Consider the following 21,639-nt stretch of genomic DNA (forward strand, 5'->3'; position numbering starts at 1 on the left):
CATGATTGATGCAAAGCAATTAAACAGCTTAGCGTTAGCATATATGGGTGATGCGGTATATGAACAATATATCCGCTATCACCTCCTTCAAAAAGGAACGGTACGTCCTAACCAATTACATCGTTTAGGGACAAGCTTTGTTTCGGCGAAAGCACAAGCGAAAGTTGTTTATCATTTACTAGAAACGGCATTTTTGACAGAGGAAGAAGAAGCGGTCTTAAGAAGAGGACGTAATGCAAATTCAGGTTCTGTACCGAAAAATACGGATGTGCAAACATATCGCTATAGCACTGCTTTTGAAGCGTTGCTTGGATACCATTACTTATTGAACAATAGTGAAAGATTAGAAGAGCTTGTATATAAAGCAATTGATGTTTTAGAAGTGAAGGAAGGGGGCACATCAATATGAGTAGTGAATACATTATCGGACGTAACCCTGTTATTGAAGCGTTGCGGTCAGGAAGAGATATTAATAAAATTTGGATTGCGGAAGGTGCAGCTAAAGGGCAAGTGCAAATTGTACTAGCATTAGCAAAGGAAAATAAAATTATTTTACAACATGCACCAAAGAAAAAGTTAGACCAACTCGTTGAAGGGAATCATCAAGGGGTTATTGCACAGGTGGCAGCCTATCAATATGCAGAATTAGAGGATTTATTTGAAGCAGCTGCTAAACGTAATGAAGATCCGTTCTTCTTAATTTTAGATGAAATCGAAGACCCGCATAACTTAGGTTCTATTATGCGTACGGCAGATGCAACAGGAGCGCATGGGATTATTATTCCGAAAAGAAGAGCGGTTGGGCTTACGGCAGCAGTTGCAAAAGCTTCAACAGGAGCAATTGAATATATTCCTGTTGCTCGTGTGACAAACTTATCTCGAACAATTGATGATTTAAAAGAGCGCGGTCTTTGGATTGCGGGTACAGATGCAAGAGGGAAAACAGATTATCGTAATTTAGATGGTAATATGCCAATTGGATTAGTAATTGGTAGTGAAGGAAAAGGTATGAGCCGTATTATTGGTGAAAAATGTGATTTCTTAATCAACTTACCGATGGTTGGTAAAGTTACATCCTTAAATGCTTCAGTAGCTGCAAGTCTGTTAATGTATGAGGTATATCGTAAACGTCACCAAATTGGTGAGTGAAAATGAATGATATTTTAATTGTTGATGGTTACAACATTATTGGGGCTTGGGGAGACTTAAAGAAATTAAGGGATGTAGACTTACAGGCATCAAGGGACGCGTTAATTGATAAGATGGCGGACTATCAAGGTTACACAGGAACAAGAGTAATGATTGTATTTGATGCTTATACAGTTCAAGGTATTGAAAAGAAAATGAAGCAATTGCGTGTTGAAGTTATTTTCACAAGGAAAAATCAAACCGCTGATGAAAAAATTGAGCAACTTGCGATTGAGCTTCGCAACATTAATACGCAAATTTATGTTGCGACTTCTGATTATACGGAGCAGTGGGTCATTTTTGCACAAGGAGCGCTTAGAAAGTCAGCCCGTGAACTAGAAATAGAGGTACAGGCAATGGAACAACAAGTGCGCCATCAAACGCAAGAGGTAAAAGAGAAACAGCCAGCTATGCGAACGATATTTAGTAAGGATATTACAGAAAAATTAGAAAAATTAAGGCGAGGAGAGCGTTGAAGCATTGACGCTCTTCAAGCCCTTACTGTATAATATTTCTAAATAAATAGCGGTCGGAGGGATTAGAGTGGAAACAGGCTTCGTAAGTACCAACAACGTTACGTTTCGCGATTTAGAGGATGAGGCAATAGTTGAGTTAGTTCGAAAAGGTAATATTGATGCTCTTGAATATTTAATTCACAAGTACAAGAACTTTGTTCGCGCAAAATCAAGATCGTATTTTTTAGTAGGTGCCGATCGGGAAGATATTGTTCAAGAAGGTATGATTGGATTATTTAAAGCCATTCGTGATTATAAAGAGGACAAGCTATCTTCTTTTAAAGCATTTGCTGAATTATGTATTACTCGTCAAATTATTACTGCTATTAAGACAGCAACGAGACAAAAACACATTCCTTTAAATTCGTATGTTTCTTTAGATAAACCGATTTACGATGAGGAATCTGATCGTACGCTATTAGATGTTATTTCAGAAACAAAAGTGACTGATCCGGAAGAAATGATTATTAGTCAAGAGGAATATACCGACATAGAACTAAAAATATCTGAATTATTAAGCGATTTAGAAAGGAAAGTTCTTTCTTTATACTTGGATGGGCGTTCTTATCAAGAGATTTCAGAGCAGTTAAATAGGCATGTGAAATCTATTGATAATGCTCTGCAACGTGTGAAAAGAAAGCTTGAACGATATATGGAAATGAGAGAAAATACAACTTTAAATTCATAGTATATGTTGCGGGAGCAGAATAATTCTCCTGCTTTCTTTTTTGTAAGGTGACAATGGCATGTCATTGACATTGTCTTTTATTGTATGATACATTTTTAGGGACATAATGTTACAAGGTTGGTGTAACTAATGAGAAAAAAAGTTGTACTCTCATGTGAAGAGTGTAAGAATCGAAACTACTCCACAATGAAAGATACGAGCTCAGTAGAGCGACTTGAGATAAAGAAGTTTTGTAAAACATGCAATATGCATACAGTTCATAAGGAAACAAAATAAATAATTGAAACAATACATTGGAGGTCCCGTAAATGCGTTTGACGAACTTTTTCGGCGATGTAGGTCGCGAAATGAAAAAAGTAAGTTGGCCTAAGAAAGATGAGTTACTCCGTTCGACAGCTACCGTTATTGCGACAGTTGTGTTTTTTGCAATTTTCTTTGCAGTAGTTGACATGGGTATTTCTTCTTTAATTCGGTTAATTCTTGGTTAATTCTTGAATAAGAAGCACTTATCCATGATATAATGTTATTTATACGAACTGTGTAAAAGCCCGATGAACGGGTTTTTTCATTTGCACAAAAAAATGTACGTCAGGGAGGGAAGGACGCTCGTCCTAAATGAATGGAAAAAAGTTGGTATGTTGTCCATACTTATTCTGGATATGAAAATAAAGTAAAAGCAAACCTAGAGAAACGTGTAGAATCAATGGGAATGCAAGATAAAATTTTCCGTGTTGTTGTTCCGGAAGAAGTAGAAGTAGAAATGAAAAACGGAAAAGAAAAATTAACAAAAAGAAAAGTATTCCCAGGTTATGTGTTAGTTGAACTAATTATGACTGATGATTCTTGGTATGTTGTTCGTAATACGCCGGGTGTAACAGGTTTTGTTGGATCTTCTGGATCAGGTTCAAAACCATCTCCTTTATTAGAGGAGGAAGTTGTTACCATTATGAAGCATATGGGAATGGACAATGAAGTGGTTGATTTTGACTTTGAACTTCATGAAACAGTACGTGTAAATGAAGGGCCATTCGCGAATTATACAGGCGCAATCGAAGAGATTGATATGGAAAAACAAAAGGTAAGAGTGCTTGTAGATATGTTTGGTCGTGAAACACCAGTCGAGCTAGATTTCCATCAAATTGAAAAATTATAAAATGAAACTTGAAATGAATTGTAAAAAGTGATAATATCTTTTAAGTCAGTACGTCTTCGGCAACGGAGACGTTTTTTGAAAAAGATTTTATCGTTACAGATAAAATATGAAGTGGGAGGGCAAATCACTGCCCAATTGACCACATCACGGACTTAAGGAGGTGTGTCTCGTGGCTAAAAAGGTAATTAAAATGGTAAAACTTCAAATTCCTGCAGGTAAAGCTAACCCAGCTCCACCAGTTGGTCCAGCATTAGGACAAGCGGGTGTTAACATCATGGGCTTCTGTAAAGAGTTCAACGCTCGTACAGCAGATCAAGCTGGACTTATCATTCCTGTTGAAATTACGGTATTCGAAGACCGTTCATTCACTTTCATTACTAAAACTCCTCCTGCTGCTGTTCTTCTTAAGAAAGTAGCTGGTATTGAGTCTGGTTCTGGTGAACCAAACCGTAATAAAGTGGCAACTGTTAAGCGTGATAAAGTACGCGAAATCGCTGAAACAAAAATGCCTGACCTAAACGCTGCTAGCGTAGAAGCTGCAATGCGTATGGTTGAGGGTACTGCGCGCAGTATGGGTATCGTTATCGAAGACTAATTCGATTTGTTTTTTGTAAAAAGGTTGCGGGTCTGGAATTCCAATTCGCAACCTTTATTATCGTAAATGAGTATCGTTTTTAAATAAATGGATGGGCGCACATCCTCAGGGGATTCCCGAAAAGAAGGCGTAAACGTGGGAGGTTATTCCGCTAAAACCACATTCAAGGAGGAAATAAACATGGCTAAAAGAGGTAAAAAGTACGTAGAAGCTGCAAAGCTTGTTGATCGTGCAACTGCTTACTCTGCAACAGAAGCAGTAGAATTAGTAAAGAAAACAAACACAGCTAAATTTGATGCAACTGTAGAAGCTGCATTCCGTTTAGGTGTTGACCCTAAGAAAGCTGACCAACAAATTCGTGGTGCAGTTGTTCTTCCACATGGTACTGGTAAAGTACAACGTGTATTAGTATTCGCTAAAGGCGAAAAAGCGAAAGAAGCTGAAGCTGCTGGCGCTGACTTCGTAGGCGATACTGATTACATCGGTAAAATCCAACAAGGTTGGTTCGATTTCGATGTAGTAGTAGCAACTCCAGACATGATGGGTGAAGTTGGTAAACTTGGTCGTGTATTAGGACCTAAAGGTTTAATGCCAAACCCTAAAACTGGAACAGTTACTTTCGATGTAACAAAAGCTGTTAACGAAATCAAAGCTGGTAAAGTTGAATACCGCGTTGATAAAGCTGGTAACATCCACGTTCCAATCGGTAAAGTATCTTTCGAAGATGCTAAACTAGTAGAAAACTTCAAAACAATCGCTGATACGCTATTAAAAGTTAAACCAGCTGCTGCAAAAGGTACTTACATGAAGAATGCAACTGTTGCTTCTACAATGGGACCTGGCGTACGTGTAGACGTTTCTACAATCGCGTAAAAATTGGAAGTTGACTTCATAAAGAAGTTTTAATATAATCATTTATGTTGTGAATTTAAATAGTGTACCGTAGACAGTAGGTGTCAATTTGGCTTAATTTCCTACCTAGGTGTTAATATACGAAGCGGAATTTTTTTCTGTGACTATATGCCTCCATGTCTACAACTGGGCATGGAGGTTTTTAGTGCACTTTCGGTACATCTTCTATATAATCTACAGGAGGTGTAATAACATGAGCAAAGCAATCGAAACTAAACAACAAGTTGTAACTGAAATCGCTGATAAACTTCGCGAAAGTAAATCTACAATCGTTGTTGACTACCGTGGTTTAACAGTATCTGAAGCAACTGAATTACGTAAAAACTTACGTGAAGCTGGCGTTGAGTTCAAAGTTTACAAAAACTCTTTAACTCGTCGTGCTGCAGAATCTGTTGAAATGGCTGAGTTAAACGAATTCTTAACAGGACCAAACGCAATCGCGTTCAGTAACGAGGATGTAGTTGCTCCTGCGAAAGTATTAAACGACTTCGCTAAAAATCATGAAGCTTTAGAAATTAAAGCGGGCGTAATCGAAGGTAAACTTGTAACACTTGATGAGGTTAAAGCTATCGCTACTCTTCCATCACGTGAAGGCTTACTTTCTATGCTTCTTAGCGTTCTTCAAGCTCCAATCCGTAACCTTGCACTTGCTACTAAAGCAGTTGCAGATCAAAAGGAAGAGCAAGGCGCTTAATTTTTTAAAAGATAATTACGTGTTATCGATAAAACAATACAAACCTATTTAAGGGAGGATATTTACAATGACTAAAGAACAAATCATTGAAGCAGTTAAATCTATGACTGTATTAGAACTTAACGACTTAGTAAAAGCTATCGAGGAAGAATTCGGCGTAACTGCTGCTGCTCCTGTAGCTGTAGCTGGTGGCGCTGGTGAAGCTGCTGCTGAGCAAACTGAATTTGATGTTGTACTTGCTAGCGCAGGCGCACAAAAAATCAAAGTTATCAAAGTTGTTCGTGAAATCACTGGTCTTGGCTTAAAAGAAGCTAAAGAAGTAGTTGACAACACTCCAAAAGCAGTTAAAGAAGGCGCTTCTAAAGAAGAAGCTGAAGAAATCAAAGCTAAACTTGAAGAAGTTGGCGCTGCTGTAGAAGTTAAGTAATTAACTTTTGAAACTATAAAAAAGCTCGCTCTTATGCGGGCTTTTTTTTTAACTGTAAAGAAAAGAGGTGGCCATATGGCAGACCATTATTTTTCTAATGACCCTTCGAGTAAAAGTGATCGTAAACGATGGGAATATACATTGCGAGGATCTCAATTTGCTTTTTTATCTGATCATGGGGTGTTTTCGAAAAACGAGGTGGACTTTGGTTCTCGTCTTTTAATTGAAGCGTTTCAAATGCCGGATATTAAAGGTGACGTATTAGACGTGGGATGTGGATACGGTCCAATCGGTTTGTCGTTAGCGAAAGAGTTTCAAGAGCGTAGTGTTCACATGGTGGATGTGAACGAAAGGGCACTTGAGCTTGCAAAAGAAAATGCTGCTAATAACAAAATCGATAACGTCCGTATTTTTCAAAGTAGCGTTTATGAAAATGTAGACGGCAAGTATGCTGCTATTCTATCTAATCCTCCAATTCGTGCGGGTAAGCATATTGTGCATGAGATTTTAGAAAAGGCTGTAGATCATCTAGTGCCGGATGGAGAACTTTGGATTGTTATTCAAAAGAAACAAGGTGCACCATCTGCGCTTAAAAAACTAGAAGAATCATTTTCTGAAGTTGAGGTTGTAGAAAAGAAAAAAGGATATTATATCATAAAATCAAAAAAACGTTGACGGTTATTTTTGGCTATGTTAACATTATACAATGCCAATATATGATTTTCTGCGTTGAGAAAGATGTATATTTTTGTTTCTCTTGGAAAAGATAGTAAAATCAGCAGATTATGAAACAGAATGATGGTTTTCTTATAGAAGCCATTTTTCTTTTTTGAGCAGGTAGAAAGACTCAACGTATCTATCTTTGAGAGGAAAAGCTACGCTAATGGCGTTAGCTATATTTATTTGTGATTTTGCACAATTTTTTTTGTGCATTTATAATACTCATGATTTGAGGGGTGAAGCAGTTGACAGGTCAACTAGTTCAATACGGACGCCACCGCCAACGAAGAAGTTATGCCCGTATTAGTGAAGTATTAGAGTTACCAAATCTTATCGAAATTCAAACCTCTTCTTATCAGTGGTTTCTTGATGAGGGTTTGCGAGAAATGTTCCAAGACATTTCTCCGATTGAAGACTTTACGGGAAATCTATCGCTTGAATTTATCGACTACAGCTTAGGTGAACCTAAATACTCTGTGGAAGAATGTAAAGAGCGTGATGTGACGTATGCAGCACCACTTCGTGTGAAAGTTCGTCTAATCAATAAGGAAACTGGTGAAGTAAAAGAACAGGATGTGTTCATGGGAGATTTCCCACTCATGACAGAGACAGGAACATTCGTAATTAACGGTGCAGAACGTGTTATCGTTTCCCAGTTAGTCCGCTCTCCAAGCGTATACTATAGTGGCAAAGTGGATAAAAACGGAAAGCGTGGTTTTACTGCTACTGTAATTCCAAACCGCGGAGCTTGGTTAGAGTATGAAACAGATGCTAAGGATGTTGTATATGTACGTATTGACCGTACACGTAAACTTCCTGTAACTGTTTTGTTACGCGCATTAGGGTTTGGCTCTGATCAAGAAATCACCGAGCTTTTAGGTGATAACGAATACTTAAGCAATACGCTAGAAAAAGACAACACAGATAGCACAGAAAAAGCATTGCTTGAAATTTATGAGCGTCTACGCCCAGGTGAACCACCGACAGTAGAAAATGCGAAAAGCTTGCTTGTTTCTCGCTTCTTTGATCCAAAGCGCTACGATTTAGCAAATGTAGGTCGCTATAAGATCAACAAAAAACTACACATTAAAAACAGATTGTTTAACCAACGCTTAGCTGAAACATTAGTAGATCCAGAAACTGGAGAGATTTTAGCGGCAGAAGGAACAGTCTTAGACCGTCGTACACTAGATCGCATTTTACCTTACTTAGAGAAAAACATTGGATTCAAGACAGCGAAACCAATGGGTGGAGTGGTAGAAGGCGATGTTGAGCTGCAATCTATTAAGATTTATGCTCCAGAGTCAGACGGTGAACGTTCTATCAATGTAATTGGGAATGCAAACATCACTCGTGATGTGAAACACATCACACCAGGTGATATCCTTGCTTCTATTAGCTACTTCTTTAACTTACTATACAAAGTAGGAGATACAGATGATATTGACCATTTAGGAAATCGTCGTCTGCGCTCTGTAGGAGAGTTATTACAAAACCAATTCCGTATCGGTCTTTCTCGTATGGAACGTGTTGTTCGTGAGAGAATGTCGATTCAAGATACAAATGCAATTACGCCGCAAGCGTTAATTAACATTCGCCCAGTTATTGCATCTATTAAAGAATTCTTCGGAAGTTCTCAGTTATCTCAGTTCATGGACCAAACAAACCCATTAGCAGAGTTAACTCACAAACGAAGACTTTCTGCATTAGGACCTGGTGGTTTAACGCGTGAGCGCGCAGGCTTTGAAGTGCGTGACGTTCACTACTCTCACTACGGTCGTATGTGTCCGATTGAAACGCCAGAGGGACCAAACATCGGTTTGATTAACTCGTTATCTTCGTTCGCGAAAGTAAATGAGTTTGGTTTCATTGAAACACCATACCGTCGTGTTGATCCAGAAACTGGTCGAGTAACAGGGCATGTTGATTACCTAACAGCAGACGAAGAAGATAACTATGTTGTAGCCCAAGCGAATATGAAATTATCTGATGAAGGAGAATTCCTTAGTGAAGATATCGTAGCTCGTTTCCGTGGTGAAAACATTGTCACAAATAGAGAACGCATCGACTACATGGATGTATCTCCAAAACAAGTAGTGTCGGCAGCGACAGCTTGTATTCCGTTCTTAGAAAACGATGACTCTAACCGCGCACTTATGGGAGCGAACATGCAACGTCAGGCGGTTCCGTTAATGAATCCGGAATCTCCGATTGTAGGTACAGGTATGGAGTACGTATCAGCAAAAGACTCAGGTGCTGCAGTAATCTGTAAACATCCTGGTGTTGTTGAGCGCGTAGAAGCACGTGAAGTTTGGGTACGTCGCTATGTAGAAGTTGACGGTCAAACAGTAAAAGGCGACTTAGATCGCTACAAAATGTTGAAATTCATTCGTTCTAACCAAGGAACTTGTTACAACCAACGTCCAATCGTAAGTGTTGGAGATCAAGTTGTAAAAGGTGAAATCCTTGCGGATGGTCCTTCTATGGAATTAGGTGAACTAGCACTTGGACGTAACGTGCTTGTTGGCTTCATGACATGGGACGGTTATAACTACGAGGATGCGATCATCATGAGTGAGCGCCTTGTAAAAGATGATGTGTACACTTCTATTCATATTGAAGAATATGAGTCAGAAGCTCGTGATACGAAGCTTGGACCAGAAGAAATTACACGTGACATTCCAAACGTTGGGGAAGATGCATTGCGCAACCTTGACGAGCGCGGTATCATTCGCGTTGGTGCTGAAGTAAAAGATGGAGACTTACTTGTTGGTAAAGTAACACCTAAAGGTGTTACAGAATTAACAGCTGAAGAACGTCTATTACACGCTATCTTTGGAGAAAAAGCACGTGAAGTACGTGATACATCACTACGTGTACCACACGGTGGTGGCGGTATTATCTTAGACGTAAAAGTATTTAACCGTGAAGATGGCGATGAGTTGCCACCAGGTGTAAATCAACTTGTACGTGCATATATCGTTCAAAAGCGTAAAATTTCTGAAGGTGACAAGATGGCCGGTCGTCACGGTAACAAGGGTGTTATCTCCCGTATTTTACCGGAAGAGGATATGCCTTACTTACCAGACGGTACGCCAATCGATATCATGTTAAACCCATTAGGGGTACCATCTCGTATGAATATCGGTCAGGTATTAGAGCTTCATCTTGGTATGGCAGCAAGATACCTTGGCATACACGTTGCAACACCAGTATTCGATGGTGCTCGCGAGGAAGATGTATGGGGCACAATCGAGGAAGCTGGTATGGCGAATGACGCGAAAACGATCCTATATGATGGACGTACTGGTGAGCCATTCGACAACCGTGTATCTGTTGGTGTCATGTATATGATCAAACTTGCGCACATGGTTGACGATAAACTTCATGCTCGTTCTACTGGACCATACTCACTTGTAACGCAGCAGCCTCTTGGAGGTAAAGCTCAGTTCGGTGGACAGCGTTTCGGTGAGATGGAGGTTTGGGCACTTGAAGCTTACGGTGCTGCTTATACTCTTCAAGAAATCTTAACAGTGAAGTCTGATGATGTTGTTGGACGTGTTAAGACGTATGAAGCAATTGTTAAAGGCGAAAATGTTCCAGAACCAGGCGTTCCTGAATCATTCAAAGTATTGATTAAAGAACTGCAAAGTTTAGGTATGGACGTTAAAATGATGTCTAGCGACGATACAGAAATTGAAATGCGTGATACGGAAGATGATGATGATCATCAATCAGCAGATAAATTGAATGTCGAAGTTGAGACAACTAAGGAATAATTGGGATAACCTGTAGACTAAAAGGGAGGTAGGCCCCTTGATAGATGTAAATAACTTTGAATATATGAAGATTGGACTTGCTTCACCTGACAAGATTCGTTCTTGGTCATACGGTGAAGTTAAGAAACCAGAAACAATTAACTATCGTACGTTAAAGCCTGAAAAAGATGGCTTGTTCTGTGAGCGTATTTTCGGACCACAAAAGGACTGGGAATGTCATTGCGGAAAATATAAGCGTGTACGTTATAAAGGTGTAGTTTGTGATCGATGTGGCGTAGAAGTAACGCGTGCGAAAGTACGTCGTGAACGTATGGGTCATATCGAATTAGCTGCTCCTGTATCTCATATTTGGTATTTCAAAGGTATCCCGAGCCGCATGGGACTTGTCTTAGACATGTCCCCTCGCGCGCTTGAAGAAGTAATTTATTTCGCTTCTTATGTTGTAACAGAAAGTGGGGATACACCACTTGATAAGAAGCAATTGCTTTCTGAAAAAGAATACCGTGCATATCGTGACCGATATGGCAGCACGTTCCAAGCTGCTATGGGTGCAGAAGCGATTAAGAAGCTATTACAAGACATCGATTTAGATAAAGAAGTAGACTTCTTAAAAGAAGAATTAAAAACAGCACAAGGACAACGTCGTACTCGTGCTATTAAACGTCTGGAAGTATTAGAAGCATTCCGTAACTCTGGAAATGAGCCATCTTGGATGATCTTAGATGTTCTTCCAGTTATTCCACCAGAACTACGCCCAATGGTACAGTTGGATGGTGGACGTTTTGCAACTTCTGACTTAAACGATTTATATCGTCGTGTAATTAACCGTAACAACCGTTTAAAACGTCTATTGGACTTAGGTGCACCAAGCATTATTGTTCAAAACGAAAAACGTATGTTACAAGAAGCTGTAGATGCACTAATCGATAATGGTCGTCGTGGCCGTCCAGTTACTGGACCAGGTAACCGCCCATTAAAATCACTATCTCACATGCTAAAAGGTAAACAAGGACGTTTCCGTCAAAACTTATTGGGTAAACGTGTTGACTACTCTGGTCGTTCCGTTATCGTTGTAGGACCGAACTTAAAAATGTATCAATGTGGATTACCGAAAGAGATGGCACTTGAATTGTTCAAACCTTTCGTTATGAAAGATTTAGTGGAAAAAGGTTTAGCACACAACATTAAGAGTGCTAAACGTAAAATCGAGCGTGTACAACCTGAAGTTTGGGACGTTTTAGAATCTGTGATCAAAGAGCATCCAGTACTTCTAAACCGCGCGCCAACACTTCACCGTCTTGGTATCCAGGCGTTTGAACCTACATTAGTAGAAGGTCGCGCAATCCGTCTTCACCCACTTGTATGTACTGCATACAACGCGGACTTTGACGGTGACCAAATGGCGGTTCACGTTCCGTTATCATCAGAGGCACAAGCAGAAGCTCGTATTCTTATGTTAGCGGCACAAAACATCTTGAATCCAAAAGACGGAAAACCAGTTGTTACTCCATCTCAGGATATGGTATTAGGTAACTACTACTTAACACTTGAGCGTGAAGGTGCAATCGGTGAAGGTATGGTCTTCAAAGATGCAAACGAAGCAATACTTGCATATCAAAATGGATATGTACATCTGCACACACGTGTTGCAGTTGCTGCAAGTTCAGTAAATAACGTAACATTTACTGAAGAGCAAAAAGGTAAGCTTCTATTAACAACAGTTGGTAAATTAATATTTAACGAGATCTTACCAGAGTCGTTCCCTTATATTAATGAACCAACAAACTCAAACCTTGAAAAAGAAACTCCAGCGAAGTATTTCGTTGAAAAAGGTGCGAACATTAAAGAGATTATTGCTAGTCGCGAAGAAGTGGCGCCATTTAGTAAGAAAATCCTTGGTAATATTATTGCGGAAGTGTTCAAACGTTTCCAAATTACGGAAACATCTCGTATGCTTGACCGTATGAAAAACTTAGGATTTAAATACTCTACAAAAGCTGGTATTACAGTTGGGGTATCAGACATTCTTGTATTAGGCGAAAAAGATGAAATTCTCCATGAAGCACAAGCAAAAGTAGATAATGTAATTAAACAATTCCGTCGCGGTTTAATCACGGAAGAAGAACGTTACGATCGCGTTATCTCTATTTGGAGTAATGCAAAAGATGTTATCCAAGGAAAACTGATGAAATCCTTGAATAAACGCAATCCAATCTTCATGATGAGTGATTCCGGTGCCCGTGGTAACGCATCGAACTTTACTCAGCTTGCTGGTATGCGTGGTCTGATGGCCAATCCATCTGGTCGTATCATTGAACTTCCGATCAAATCAAGTTTCCGTGAAGGTTTAACAGTACTTGAGTACTTCATCTCTACGCATGGTGCTCGTAAAGGTCTTGCCGATACAGCACTTAAAACTGCCGATTCTGGTTACTTAACACGTCGTCTTGTAGACGTTGCGCAAGATGTAATCGTTCGTGAAGATGATTGTGGAACAGATCGCGGTCTACTAATTGGTGCGATTAAAGAGGGTAATGAAGTTATTGAGTCACTATATGATCGTCTTGTTGGACGTTTTGCAAGAAAAACTGTAAAACATCCTGAAACAGGTGAAGTATTAGTTGGTGAAAACCAATTAATTACTGAGGATATCGCTCATATTGTTGAAAATTCGGGTGTTGAAACAGTACACATCCGTTCAGCGTTTACGTGTAATACTCGCCACGGTGTATGTAAGAAATGTTACGGTCGCAACTTAGCTACTGGTACAGACGTAGAAGTAGGGGAAGCGGTAGGTATTATCGCAGCTCAATCTATCGGTGAGCCAGGTACACAGTTAACGATGCGTACGTTCCATACAGGTGGGGTTGCCGGAGACGATATTACGCAAGGTTTACCTCGTATCCAAGAGATCTTTGAAGCTCGTAATCCAAAAGGTCAGGCAGTTATCAGTGAAATCGACGGTGTTATCGCGGCGATCAACGATGTTAAAGATCGTCAAGAGGTAGTTGTACAGGGCGAGGTTGAAACTCGTACGTATGCAATTCCTTATGGTGCTCGTCTGAAAGTAGCTCCAGGACAGCCGATTGCTCACGGAAAAGAGTTAACAGAAGGTTCTATTGATCCGAAAGAATTACTGAAAGTAACGGACATTACGGCAGTTCAAGAATACTTACTACGCGAAGTTCAAAAAGTATACCGTATGCAAGGGGTAGAAATTGGTGACAAACACGTAGAGGTAATGGTTCGCCAAATGCTTCGTAAAGTTCGTGTGATTGATGCTGGTGAAACAGATGTGTTACCAGGAACATTACTGGATATCCATCAGTTTACTGATGCGAATGCAAAAGTGTTACTTAAAGGTAAACAACCTGCAACAGCAAGACCAGTACTTCTTGGTATTACAAAAGCTTCACTGGAAACAGATTCATTCTTATCTGCAGCGTCGTTCCAAGAAACAACTCGCGTTCTAACAGATGCAGCAATTAAAGGTAAGCGCGATGAGCTTCTAGGATTGAAAGAAAATGTTATTATCGGTAAACTTGTTCCTGCTGGAACTGGTATGAATCGTTATCGCAAAGTCGATCTTGTTAAAACAACACAAGATGACATGAATGTGGAAAACGATGAAGTTTACGTGGAACAGTAAAATTTTCCGTCGTAAATTTTGTATAAAAACAGATAATCCTAGTTGACATTGTATGAGTCAAAATGTTACTATAAGCAAGGTTGCTCCTGAACGATGCTTTGGAGGATATGTATATGTCTTATCAAAAAGTATCAAATGCTGAAAATGTAGTCGTTGGTCATAAACGAACATTGGAAGCGATCAAAAACGGTACAGTTAAAGAAGTTGTTATTGCAGAAGATGCTGACATGCGGTTAACCCATGTTATCACTCGTACTGCGGTGCAACATAACGTGCCTATAACCAAAGTTGAATCAGTTCGTAAGCTTGGGAAAGCTTCGGGGATTCAAGTAGGAGCTTCAGCAATTGGAATAATAAGTTAAAACTGTTTTTGTGAGGAGGGAGCATTTGCTCTTCCTTGCAAAAACTTTGTTTTCAACTAATAATGAACCACCTGGATATGTGGTCATACAAACATGCGAAGGGAGGATAAATCAAATGCCTACTATTAACCAATTAGTGAGAAATGGTCGTACTGATAAAGTATGGAAATCTAAATCACCTGCGTTAAACAAAGGTTTTAACTCTTTAAAGAAAAAATCAACTGATATCTCTGCACCTCAAAAACGTGGTGTATGTACTCGTGTTGGTACAATGACTCCAAAGAAACCAAACTCAGCGTTACGTAAATACGCTCGTGTACGTTTAACAAATGGTATCGAGGTTACTGCTTACATCCCAGGTATCGGTCATAACCTACAAGAGCATAGCGTAGTATTAATTCGCGGTGGTCGTGTAAAGGATTTACCGGGGGTACGTTACCACATCGTTCGTGGTGCGCTTGACACAGCTGGTGTTGACAAACGTATGCAAGGACGTTCTAAATATGGTACTAAGCGACCAAAACCTGCTAAAAAATAATAAATTTAAAATGAAAGGAGGAACTCAATATGCCTCGTAAAGGACCTGTTGCGAAACGTGACGTGTTACCAGATCCAATGTACAATTCGAAACTAGTAACGCGCCTAATCAACAAAATGATGGTTGACGGTAAAAAAGGTAAATCTCAAACAATTCTTTATAACGCGTTCGATATCGTTAGCGAACGTACTGGTAAAGAACCAATGGAAGTATTCGAGCAAGCTCTTAAGAACATCATGCCTGTTCTTGAAGTACGCGCTCGTCGTGTTGGTGGTGCTAACTACCAAGTTCCAGTTGAGGTTCGTCCAGAACGCCGTACAACTTTAGGCCTTCGCTGGTTAGTAAACTACGCTCGTCTTCGTGGTGAAAAAACTATGGAAGAGCGTCTTGCTAACGAAATCTTAGATGCAGCTAACAATGCTGGTGCATCTGTTAAGAAACGTGAAGACACTCATAAAATGGCAGAAGCTAACAAAGCATTTGCTCATTACCGTTGGTAGGATTCAACGTAAAATAAATGTAAGCATAAACCGCTTTATTTGTCGCTTATGGAAGTGTGGAGAGGGAGAATGCCTCTCCCTTTCAATGGGCGCTCGTTTTACATAATGAGGGTACTGGACATACTGACATATGTAACAAAATAAAGTGGCTTTTTTGCTACTTAAAATAAAATAATCCAATCCATATATGGAAGGAGCAAGACACCAAATGGCAAGAGAGTTCTCTTTAGAAAACACTCGTAATATTGGTATCATGGCTCACATCGATGCTGGTAAAACAACAGCAACTGAGCGTATTCTGTATTACACAGGACGTATTCATAAAATCGGTGAAACTCACGAAGGTGCATCTCAGATGGACTGGATGGAGCAAGAGCAAGAGCGTGGTATCACAATTACTTCTGCTGCAACTACAGCTCAATGGAAAGGTCACCGTGTAAACATCATTGACACTCCAGGACACGTAGACTTCACAGTAGAAGTAGAACGTTCTTTACGCGTACTTGATGGCGCAGTAGCAGTACTTGATGCACAATCTGGTGTAGAACCACAAACAGAAACTGTTTGGCGTCAGGCTACTACTTACGGCGTACCTCGTATCGTATTCGTTAACAAAATGGATAAAATCGGTGCGGACTTCTTATACTCTGTAGGAACAATCCATGATCGTTTACAAGCAAACGCACATCCAATTCAGTTACCAATCGGTGCTGAAGATGAGTTCAATGGTATCATTGACCTTGTTGAAGAGTGTGCTTACATGTACGGTAACGATTTAGGAACAGACATTCAACGTGTCGAAATTCCTGAAGAGCATAAAGAGTTAGCTGAAGAATACCGTGGAAAACTTATCGAAGCGGTAGCTGAGCTTGATGAAGAAATGATGATGAAGTACCTAGAAGGTGAAGAAATCACTGTAGAAGAGCTTAAAGCTGGTATCCGTAAGGCTACAACTTCTGTTGAATTCTTCCCAGTAATCTGTGGTTCTGCATTCAAAAACAAAGGTGTTCAAATTCTGTTAGATGCAGTTATCGACTACCTACCATCTCCATTAGATGTACCAGCTATTAAAGGTATTCTTCCGGATACAGATGAAGAAGTAGAACGTAAATCTAGCGATGAAGAGCCTTTCGCAGCTCTAGCATTCAAAATCATGACTGACCCTTATGTTGGTAAGTTAACGTTCTTCCGTGTGTACTCTGGTGTGTTAAACTCTGGATCATACGTGAAAAACTCAACTAAAGGTAAGCGTGAGCGTGTAGGTCGTATCCTACAAATGCACGCTAACAGCCGTGAAGAGATTTCAACAGTTTACGCTGGTGACATCGCTGCTGCTGTAGGTCTAAAAGATACTACTACTGGTGATACTCTTTGTGACGAGAAATCTCTTGTTATCCTTGAGTCTATGGAATTCCCAGAGCCAGTTATCTCTGTAGCTATCGAACCAAAATCTAAAGCTGACCAAGATAAAATGGGTACAGCGCTATCTAAGCTTTCTGAAGAAGATCCAACATTCCGTGCTCACACTGACCAAGAAACTGGCCAAACAATCATCGCTGGTATGGGTGAACTTCACCTTGATATCATCGTTGATCGTATGCGCCGTGAATTCAAAGTAGAAGCAAACGTTGGTGCTCCTCAGGTAGCATACCGTGAGACTTTCCGCGCTGCAGCGAAAGTTGAAGGTAAGTTCGCACGTCAATCTGGTGGTCGTGGACAATTCGGTCACGTATGGATTGAGTTCGAGCCTAACGAAGAAGGTAAAGGATTCGAATTCGAAAACAAGATCGTCGGTGGTGTAGTTCCTCGTGAATACATCCCAGCTGTTGGAGCAGGTCTTGAAGATGCACTTAAAAATGGTGTACTAGCTGGTTATCCACTAGTTGACATTAAAGCTGCATTAGTTGACGGATCTTACCATGATGTTGACTCCTCTGAGATGGCGTTCAAAATCGCTGCATCTATGGCGCTTAAAGCTGCGGTTTCTAAATGTAGCCCAGTAATTCTTGAGCCAATGATGAAAGTTGAAGTTGTAATTCCTGAAGAGTACATGGGTGACATTATGGGTGACGTAACATCTCGTCGTGGACGTGTAGAAGGTATGGAAGCTCGCGGTAACGCTCAAGTTGTTCGCGCTATGGTTCCACTTTCTGAAATGTTCGGTTATGCAACGTCATTACGTTCTAACACTCAAGGACGCGGAACATTCTCAATGACATTTGATCATTATGAAGAAGTACCGAAGTCTGTTTCAGAAGAAATTATTAAAAAAAATAAAGGTGAATAATTGATTTTTATCGATTGTTCAAGTATAACTACTTATGTAAGCTTAGAAAGTGAGGCTTATGTCTCGCTTTCTAGTCTAAATATAAAATAACCTATATAAACTAAGGAGGAATTTAGAATGGCTAAAGCTAAATTCGAACGTTCTAAACCCCATGTTAACATCGGTACTATCGGCCACGTTGACCATGGTAAAACTACATTAACTGCTGCGATCACTACAGTTCTTGCAAAAGCTGGTGGTGCTGAAGCACGCGGATACGATCAAATCGACGCTGCTCCAGAAGAAAGAGAGCGCGGAATCACAATCTCAACTGCACACGTTGAGTACGAAACTGAAACTCGTCACTATGCACACGTTGACTGCCCAGGTCACGCTGACTATGTTAAAAACATGATCACTGGTGCTGCTCAAATGGACGGCGGTATCTTAGTAGTATCTGCTGCTGATGGCCCAATGCCTCAAACACGTGAGCACATCCTTCTTTCTCGTCAAGTAGGTGTTCCTTACATCGTTGTATTCTTAAACAAATGCGACATGGTAGACGACGAAGAGTTATTAGAATTAGTAGAAATGGAAGTTCGCGACCTATTATCTGAATACGGATTCCCAGGCGACGACATTCCTGTAGTTAAAGGTTCTGCTCTTAAAGCTCTTCAAGGAGAAGCTGAGTGGGAAGAAAAAATTATCGAATTAATGGCTGAAGTTGATTCTTACATCCCAACTCCAGAACGTGAAACTGACAAACCATTCTTAATGCCTGTAGAGGATGTATTCTCTATCACAGGTCGTGGTACAGTTGCTACTGGTCGCGTAGAGCGCGGTATCGTTAAAGTTGGTGACGTAGTAGAAATCATCGGTCTTGCTGAAGAAAATGCTTCTACAACTGTAACTGGTGTAGAGATGTTCCGTAAACTTCTTGACCAAGCTCAAGCTGGAGACAACATCGGTGCTTTACTTCGTGGGGTTGCTCGTGAAGACATCCAACGTGGACAAGTTCTTGCGAAAAGCGGTTCTGTAAAAGCTCACGCTAAATTCAAAGCTGAAGTTTTCGTATTATCTAAAGAAGAAGGTGGACGTCACACTCCATTCTTCGCTAACTACCGCCCACAGTTCTACTTCCGTACAACTGACGTAACTGGAATCATCCAATTACCAGAAGGTACTGAAATGGTAATGCCTGGCGACAACATTGAAATGACTATCGAGCTTATCGCTCCAATCGCGATCGAAGAAGGAACTAAGTTCTCTATTCGTGAAGGTGGACGTACTGTAGGTTACGGCGTAGTTGCTACAATCGTTGCTGAGTAATCTTTAATAGATTATTAAAAACTCAAGGGAATTTCCCTTGAGTTTTTTTGTTTATGAAAAGTAGTATTTTCTAGTTTAAAACGAGTTTCTTCTATAGTATATAAAAACAAAAGAATAACACCCAAAAACTGTAAGTTGAATAAGAGTAGATGAAAACTTGAAATTCTTTAAAGTGCCATGTATAATAGCAAAAGTAGAGAAAAGCAGATGCAAACAAAAAGATGCTTGCATCTAGACGAATAACATTGTATAATAGACAATGTTGGTCTTTGACTGCGATGAAGTGGAAGGTTGCTGACACACCCGGCCGCTTTGCCATGGCATGGTGTGGGGAAATTTCCATGGAGAAGGTCTATTTTAGAAATAGGCGAACGAAGGAGGGAAAATAATGGCAAAAGAAAAAATTCGTATCCGTTTAAAAGCTTACGATCACCGTATTCTTGATCAGTCAGCTGAGAAAATTGTAGAAACAGCTAAGCGTTCTGGGGCAACAGTTTCTGGTCCGATCCCATTACCAACTGAAAAGACTGTTTACACAATTCTTCGTGCTGTTCATAAGTACAAAGATTCTCGTGAGCAATTCGAAATGCGCACGCACAAACGTCTAATCGACATCGTGAGTCCTACTCCGCAAACAGTAGATTCATTAATGCGTTTAGATTTACCATCTGGTGTAGATATCGAAATCAAACTATAATTCATATAACTTAAAAAATGTAGGAGGTGTAACTCATGACCAAAGGAATCTTAGGAAGAAAGATCGGTATGACTCAAGTATTTGCTGAAAATGGTGAGCTAATCCCAGTAACGGTAATCGCTGCTAATCCAAACGTTGTTCTTCAAAAGAAAACAACAGAAACTGATGGCTACAACGCAATTCAGTTAGGATTCGAAGATAAACGTGAAAAGTTAACTAACAAACCTGAACAAGGCCACACTGCTAAAGCATCTACAACTCCTAAGCGCTTCATTCGCGAAATCCGCGATGCAGACGTGGACGGATTAGAGGTTGGTCAAGAGGTAAAAGTCGAAGTTTTCGCTGCAGGTGAAATCGTTGACGTAACAGGAATTTCTAAAGGTAAAGGTTTCCAAGGTGTAATTAAACGCCACGGACAATCTCGCGGACCTATGTCTCATGGTTCTCGCTATCACCGTCGTCCAGGTTCAATGGGCCCAGTTGCTCCGAACCGTGTATTCAAAGGCAAAAAACTTGCTGGACGTATGGGTGGAGACCAAGTTACTATCCAAAACTTAGAAATCGTTCAAGTTGACACTGAGCGCAACTTATTACTAGTAAAAGGTAACGTTCCAGGTGCTAAGAAATCTCTTGTAGTTGTTCAAGGCGCTGTGAAGGTTAGCAAATAATTCACAATAGGAAGGAGGAATTCCAATGCCAAAAGTTACTGTATATAACCAAACTGGTTCACAGGTTGGTGAAATCGAATTAGCTGAAGCTATTTTCGGTATCGAACCAAATGAAGCTGTACTTTTCGAAGCTGTAATGATGCAACGTGCATCTTTACGTCAAGGTACACACAAAGTAAAAACTCGCTCTGAAGTTCGCGGTGGTGGTCGTAAACCATGGCGTCAAAAAGGAACTGGACGTGCTCGTCAAGGTTCTATCCGCTCTCCTCAATGGCGTGGTGGTGGTACGGTATTCGGACCTACACCAAGAAGCTATGCGTACAAACTTCCTAAGAAAGTTCGTCGTTTAGCAATCAAATCTGCATTAGCTACTAAAGTAGTTGAGAACAACATTGTAGTTCTTGAAGACCTAGTGTTAAATGCACCAAAAACAAAAGACATGGTAGCAGTACTTAAAGGATTACCTGTTGAGAAGAAAGCTCTTATCGTAACTGCTGATGCAAACGAATCTGTAGAGTTATCTGCTCGCAATATCCCTGGAGTAACAGTAATCACTGCTGATGGCGTAAACGTGCTAGATGTGCTTCATCATGATAAGCTAATCATGACAAAAGCGGCAGTGGAAAAAGTAGAGGAGGTGCTTGCATAATGAGAGATCCTCGTGATATCATTAAGCGCCCAGTTATCACTGAACGTTCTATGGAAATGATGGCTGAAAAAAAATACACGTTCGATGTGGACGTTAAATCTAATAAAACAGAAGTTAAAGACGCTGTAGAAGCGATCTTTGGTGTTAATGTAGACAAAGTAAACATCATGAACTACAAGCCGAAAGCAAAACGCGTTGGTCGTCACGCTGGTTTTACTAGCCGTCGTCGTAAAGCAATCGTTAAGCTAACTGCTGACAGCAAAGAAATCGAAATCTTCCAAGGTGTTTAATTCTTACTAAAGAAGGAGGG

Annotated in this window: 23 protein-coding genes and 1 other annotated feature; all 23 genes read left to right on the forward strand. The window is 40.2% G+C overall.

The window, feature by feature from the left end; translation table 11 throughout:
• The first annotated feature begins 1 nt into the window (after window position 1).
• Window positions 2-409, forward strand: a complete 408-nt coding sequence (locus CN373_RS06450) for a Mini-ribonuclease 3 (RefSeq protein ID WP_000564268.1) — start codon at window positions 2-4, stop codon at window positions 407-409.
• Window positions 406-1,149 (forward strand): 23S rRNA (guanosine(2251)-2'-O)-methyltransferase RlmB, encoded by a 744-nt coding sequence (gene rlmB / locus CN373_RS06455; protein WP_000093758.1) that lies wholly within the window; start codon window positions 406-408, stop codon window positions 1,147-1,149. Before CN373_RS06450 ends, rlmB begins: the two co-directional genes overlap by 4 nt.
• A 2-nt stretch (window positions 1,150-1,151) precedes the next feature.
• Window positions 1,152-1,664 carry an NYN domain-containing protein gene (locus CN373_RS06460; protein WP_000997875.1) on the forward strand — a complete coding sequence of 171 codons (513 nt, stop codon included), beginning with the start codon at window positions 1,152-1,154 and terminating at the stop codon, window positions 1,662-1,664.
• Between the two features lie 67 nt (window positions 1,665-1,731).
• A complete protein-coding gene (locus tag CN373_RS06465; protein ID WP_000447418.1) occupies window positions 1,732-2,391 on the forward strand; it encodes an RNA polymerase sporulation sigma factor SigH in 660 nt (219 codons plus the stop codon).
• Between the two features lie 129 nt (window positions 2,392-2,520).
• Window positions 2,521-2,667, forward strand: a complete 147-nt coding sequence (gene rpmG, locus CN373_RS06470) for a 50S ribosomal protein L33 (protein ID WP_002055487.1) — start codon at window positions 2,521-2,523, stop codon at window positions 2,665-2,667.
• 32 nt (window positions 2,668-2,699) lie between these two features.
• Window positions 2,700-2,879: a preprotein translocase subunit SecE gene (secE, locus tag CN373_RS06475; RefSeq protein ID WP_001241321.1), complete on the forward strand. Its 180-nt coding sequence runs from the start codon at window positions 2,700-2,702 to the stop codon at window positions 2,877-2,879.
• Between the two features lie 131 nt (window positions 2,880-3,010).
• Window positions 3,011-3,544 carry a transcription termination/antitermination protein NusG gene (gene nusG, locus CN373_RS06480; RefSeq protein ID WP_000415795.1) on the forward strand — a complete coding sequence of 178 codons (534 nt, stop codon included), beginning with the start codon at window positions 3,011-3,013 and terminating at the stop codon, window positions 3,542-3,544.
• Window positions 3,545-3,713: 169 nt separating this feature from the next.
• On the forward strand, window positions 3,714-4,139 hold the full coding sequence (gene rplK / locus CN373_RS06485) for a 50S ribosomal protein L11 (protein ID WP_001085872.1): 426 nt from the start codon (window positions 3,714-3,716) through the stop codon (window positions 4,137-4,139).
• Between the two features lie 180 nt (window positions 4,140-4,319).
• Window positions 4,320-5,012 carry a 50S ribosomal protein L1 gene (rplA, locus tag CN373_RS06490; RefSeq protein ID WP_002055489.1) on the forward strand — a complete coding sequence of 231 codons (693 nt, stop codon included), beginning with the start codon at window positions 4,320-4,322 and terminating at the stop codon, window positions 5,010-5,012.
• Window positions 5,013-5,061: 49 nt separating this feature from the next.
• Window positions 5,062-5,205 (forward strand) — a sequence feature (ribosomal protein L10 leader region).
• 39 nt (window positions 5,206-5,244) lie between these two features.
• On the forward strand, window positions 5,245-5,745 hold the full coding sequence (gene rplJ / locus CN373_RS06495; RefSeq protein ID WP_000030104.1) for a 50S ribosomal protein L10: 501 nt from the start codon (window positions 5,245-5,247) through the stop codon (window positions 5,743-5,745).
• Window positions 5,746-5,812: 67 nt separating this feature from the next.
• Window positions 5,813-6,172: a 50S ribosomal protein L7/L12 gene (gene rplL / locus CN373_RS06500; RefSeq protein WP_000159738.1), complete on the forward strand. Its 360-nt coding sequence runs from the start codon at window positions 5,813-5,815 to the stop codon at window positions 6,170-6,172.
• A 75-nt stretch (window positions 6,173-6,247) separates the two neighbouring features.
• Window positions 6,248-6,847: a class I SAM-dependent methyltransferase gene (locus CN373_RS06505; protein ID WP_000763290.1), complete on the forward strand. Its 600-nt coding sequence runs from the start codon at window positions 6,248-6,250 to the stop codon at window positions 6,845-6,847.
• A gap of 290 nt (window positions 6,848-7,137) precedes the next feature.
• Entirely contained in the window at window positions 7,138-10,671 is a 3,534-nt protein-coding gene (rpoB, locus tag CN373_RS06510; RefSeq protein ID WP_000147561.1) for a DNA-directed RNA polymerase subunit beta, read from the forward strand.
• Between the two features lie 37 nt (window positions 10,672-10,708).
• Entirely contained in the window at window positions 10,709-14,320 is a 3,612-nt protein-coding gene (rpoC, locus tag CN373_RS06515) for a DNA-directed RNA polymerase subunit beta' (RefSeq protein WP_000567934.1), read from the forward strand.
• A gap of 113 nt (window positions 14,321-14,433) precedes the next feature.
• Window positions 14,434-14,682, forward strand: a complete 249-nt coding sequence (locus CN373_RS06520) for a ribosomal L7Ae/L30e/S12e/Gadd45 family protein (RefSeq protein ID WP_000121834.1) — start codon at window positions 14,434-14,436, stop codon at window positions 14,680-14,682.
• 115 nt (window positions 14,683-14,797) lie between these two features.
• Window positions 14,798-15,220 (forward strand): 30S ribosomal protein S12, encoded by a 423-nt coding sequence (rpsL, locus tag CN373_RS06525; protein ID WP_001142341.1) that lies wholly within the window; start codon window positions 14,798-14,800, stop codon window positions 15,218-15,220.
• A 29-nt stretch (window positions 15,221-15,249) separates the two neighbouring features.
• Window positions 15,250-15,720, forward strand: a complete 471-nt coding sequence (rpsG, locus tag CN373_RS06530; RefSeq protein WP_001137493.1) for a 30S ribosomal protein S7 — start codon at window positions 15,250-15,252, stop codon at window positions 15,718-15,720.
• A 208-nt stretch (window positions 15,721-15,928) separates the two neighbouring features.
• Window positions 15,929-18,007 carry an elongation factor G gene (gene fusA / locus CN373_RS06535; protein ID WP_000090360.1) on the forward strand — a complete coding sequence of 693 codons (2,079 nt, stop codon included), beginning with the start codon at window positions 15,929-15,931 and terminating at the stop codon, window positions 18,005-18,007.
• A gap of 117 nt (window positions 18,008-18,124) precedes the next feature.
• Complete coding sequence (gene tuf / locus CN373_RS06540) at window positions 18,125-19,315, forward strand: elongation factor Tu (protein ID WP_001029618.1); 1,191 nt, start codon at window positions 18,125-18,127, stop codon at window positions 19,313-19,315.
• A gap of 388 nt (window positions 19,316-19,703) precedes the next feature.
• Window positions 19,704-20,012, forward strand: a complete 309-nt coding sequence (gene rpsJ, locus CN373_RS06545; protein ID WP_001040596.1) for a 30S ribosomal protein S10 — start codon at window positions 19,704-19,706, stop codon at window positions 20,010-20,012.
• 35 nt (window positions 20,013-20,047) lie between these two features.
• Complete coding sequence (rplC, locus tag CN373_RS06550; protein WP_000160209.1) at window positions 20,048-20,680, forward strand: 50S ribosomal protein L3; 633 nt, start codon at window positions 20,048-20,050, stop codon at window positions 20,678-20,680.
• 25 nt (window positions 20,681-20,705) lie between these two features.
• Window positions 20,706-21,329 carry a 50S ribosomal protein L4 gene (rplD, locus tag CN373_RS06555; protein WP_001127259.1) on the forward strand — a complete coding sequence of 208 codons (624 nt, stop codon included), beginning with the start codon at window positions 20,706-20,708 and terminating at the stop codon, window positions 21,327-21,329.
• The gene (gene rplW / locus CN373_RS06560) at window positions 21,329-21,619 is read left to right on the forward strand and encodes a 50S ribosomal protein L23 (protein ID WP_001205559.1); all 291 of its coding nucleotides are present in this window, start codon (window positions 21,329-21,331) and stop codon (window positions 21,617-21,619) included. Before rplD ends, rplW begins: the two co-directional genes overlap by 1 nt.
• Window positions 21,620-21,639: the final 20 nt, after the last annotated feature.

The sequence above is a fragment of the Bacillus cereus genome (genome assembly GCF_002561295.1).
In the GTDB taxonomy this organism is placed as follows: domain Bacteria; phylum Bacillota; class Bacilli; order Bacillales; family Bacillaceae_G; genus Bacillus_A; species Bacillus_A cereus_S.

What these genes read in the sequence shown, in the direction of transcription:
- CN373_RS06450 (WP_000564268.1), top strand. Translation starts at nt 2, where the DNA reads ATGATTGATGCAAAGCAATTAAACAGCTTAGCGTTAGCATATATGGGT.
- rlmB (WP_000093758.1), top strand. Translation starts at nt 406, where the DNA reads ATGAGTAGTGAATACATTATCGGACGTAACCCTGTTATTGAAGCGTTG.
- CN373_RS06460 (WP_000997875.1), top strand. Translation starts at nt 1,152, where the DNA reads ATGAATGATATTTTAATTGTTGATGGTTACAACATTATTGGGGCTTGG.
- rpmG (WP_002055487.1), top strand. Translation starts at nt 2,521, where the DNA reads ATGAGAAAAAAAGTTGTACTCTCATGTGAAGAGTGTAAGAATCGAAAC.
- secE (WP_001241321.1), top strand. Translation starts at nt 2,700, where the DNA reads ATGCGTTTGACGAACTTTTTCGGCGATGTAGGTCGCGAAATGAAAAAA.
- nusG (WP_000415795.1), top strand. Translation starts at nt 3,011, where the DNA reads ATGGAAAAAAGTTGGTATGTTGTCCATACTTATTCTGGATATGAAAAT.
- rplA (WP_002055489.1), top strand. Translation starts at nt 4,320, where the DNA reads ATGGCTAAAAGAGGTAAAAAGTACGTAGAAGCTGCAAAGCTTGTTGAT.
- rplJ (WP_000030104.1), top strand. Translation starts at nt 5,245, where the DNA reads ATGAGCAAAGCAATCGAAACTAAACAACAAGTTGTAACTGAAATCGCT.
- rplL (WP_000159738.1), top strand. Translation starts at nt 5,813, where the DNA reads ATGACTAAAGAACAAATCATTGAAGCAGTTAAATCTATGACTGTATTA.
- CN373_RS06505 (WP_000763290.1), top strand. Translation starts at nt 6,248, where the DNA reads ATGGCAGACCATTATTTTTCTAATGACCCTTCGAGTAAAAGTGATCGT.
- CN373_RS06520 (WP_000121834.1), top strand. Translation starts at nt 14,434, where the DNA reads ATGTCTTATCAAAAAGTATCAAATGCTGAAAATGTAGTCGTTGGTCAT.
- rpsL (WP_001142341.1), top strand. Translation starts at nt 14,798, where the DNA reads ATGCCTACTATTAACCAATTAGTGAGAAATGGTCGTACTGATAAAGTA.
- rpsG (WP_001137493.1), top strand. Translation starts at nt 15,250, where the DNA reads ATGCCTCGTAAAGGACCTGTTGCGAAACGTGACGTGTTACCAGATCCA.
- fusA (WP_000090360.1), top strand. Translation starts at nt 15,929, where the DNA reads ATGGCAAGAGAGTTCTCTTTAGAAAACACTCGTAATATTGGTATCATG.
- tuf (WP_001029618.1), top strand. Translation starts at nt 18,125, where the DNA reads ATGGCTAAAGCTAAATTCGAACGTTCTAAACCCCATGTTAACATCGGT.
- rpsJ (WP_001040596.1), top strand. Translation starts at nt 19,704, where the DNA reads ATGGCAAAAGAAAAAATTCGTATCCGTTTAAAAGCTTACGATCACCGT.
- rplC (WP_000160209.1), top strand. Translation starts at nt 20,048, where the DNA reads ATGACCAAAGGAATCTTAGGAAGAAAGATCGGTATGACTCAAGTATTT.
- rplD (WP_001127259.1), top strand. Translation starts at nt 20,706, where the DNA reads ATGCCAAAAGTTACTGTATATAACCAAACTGGTTCACAGGTTGGTGAA.
- rplW (WP_001205559.1), top strand. Translation starts at nt 21,329, where the DNA reads ATGAGAGATCCTCGTGATATCATTAAGCGCCCAGTTATCACTGAACGT.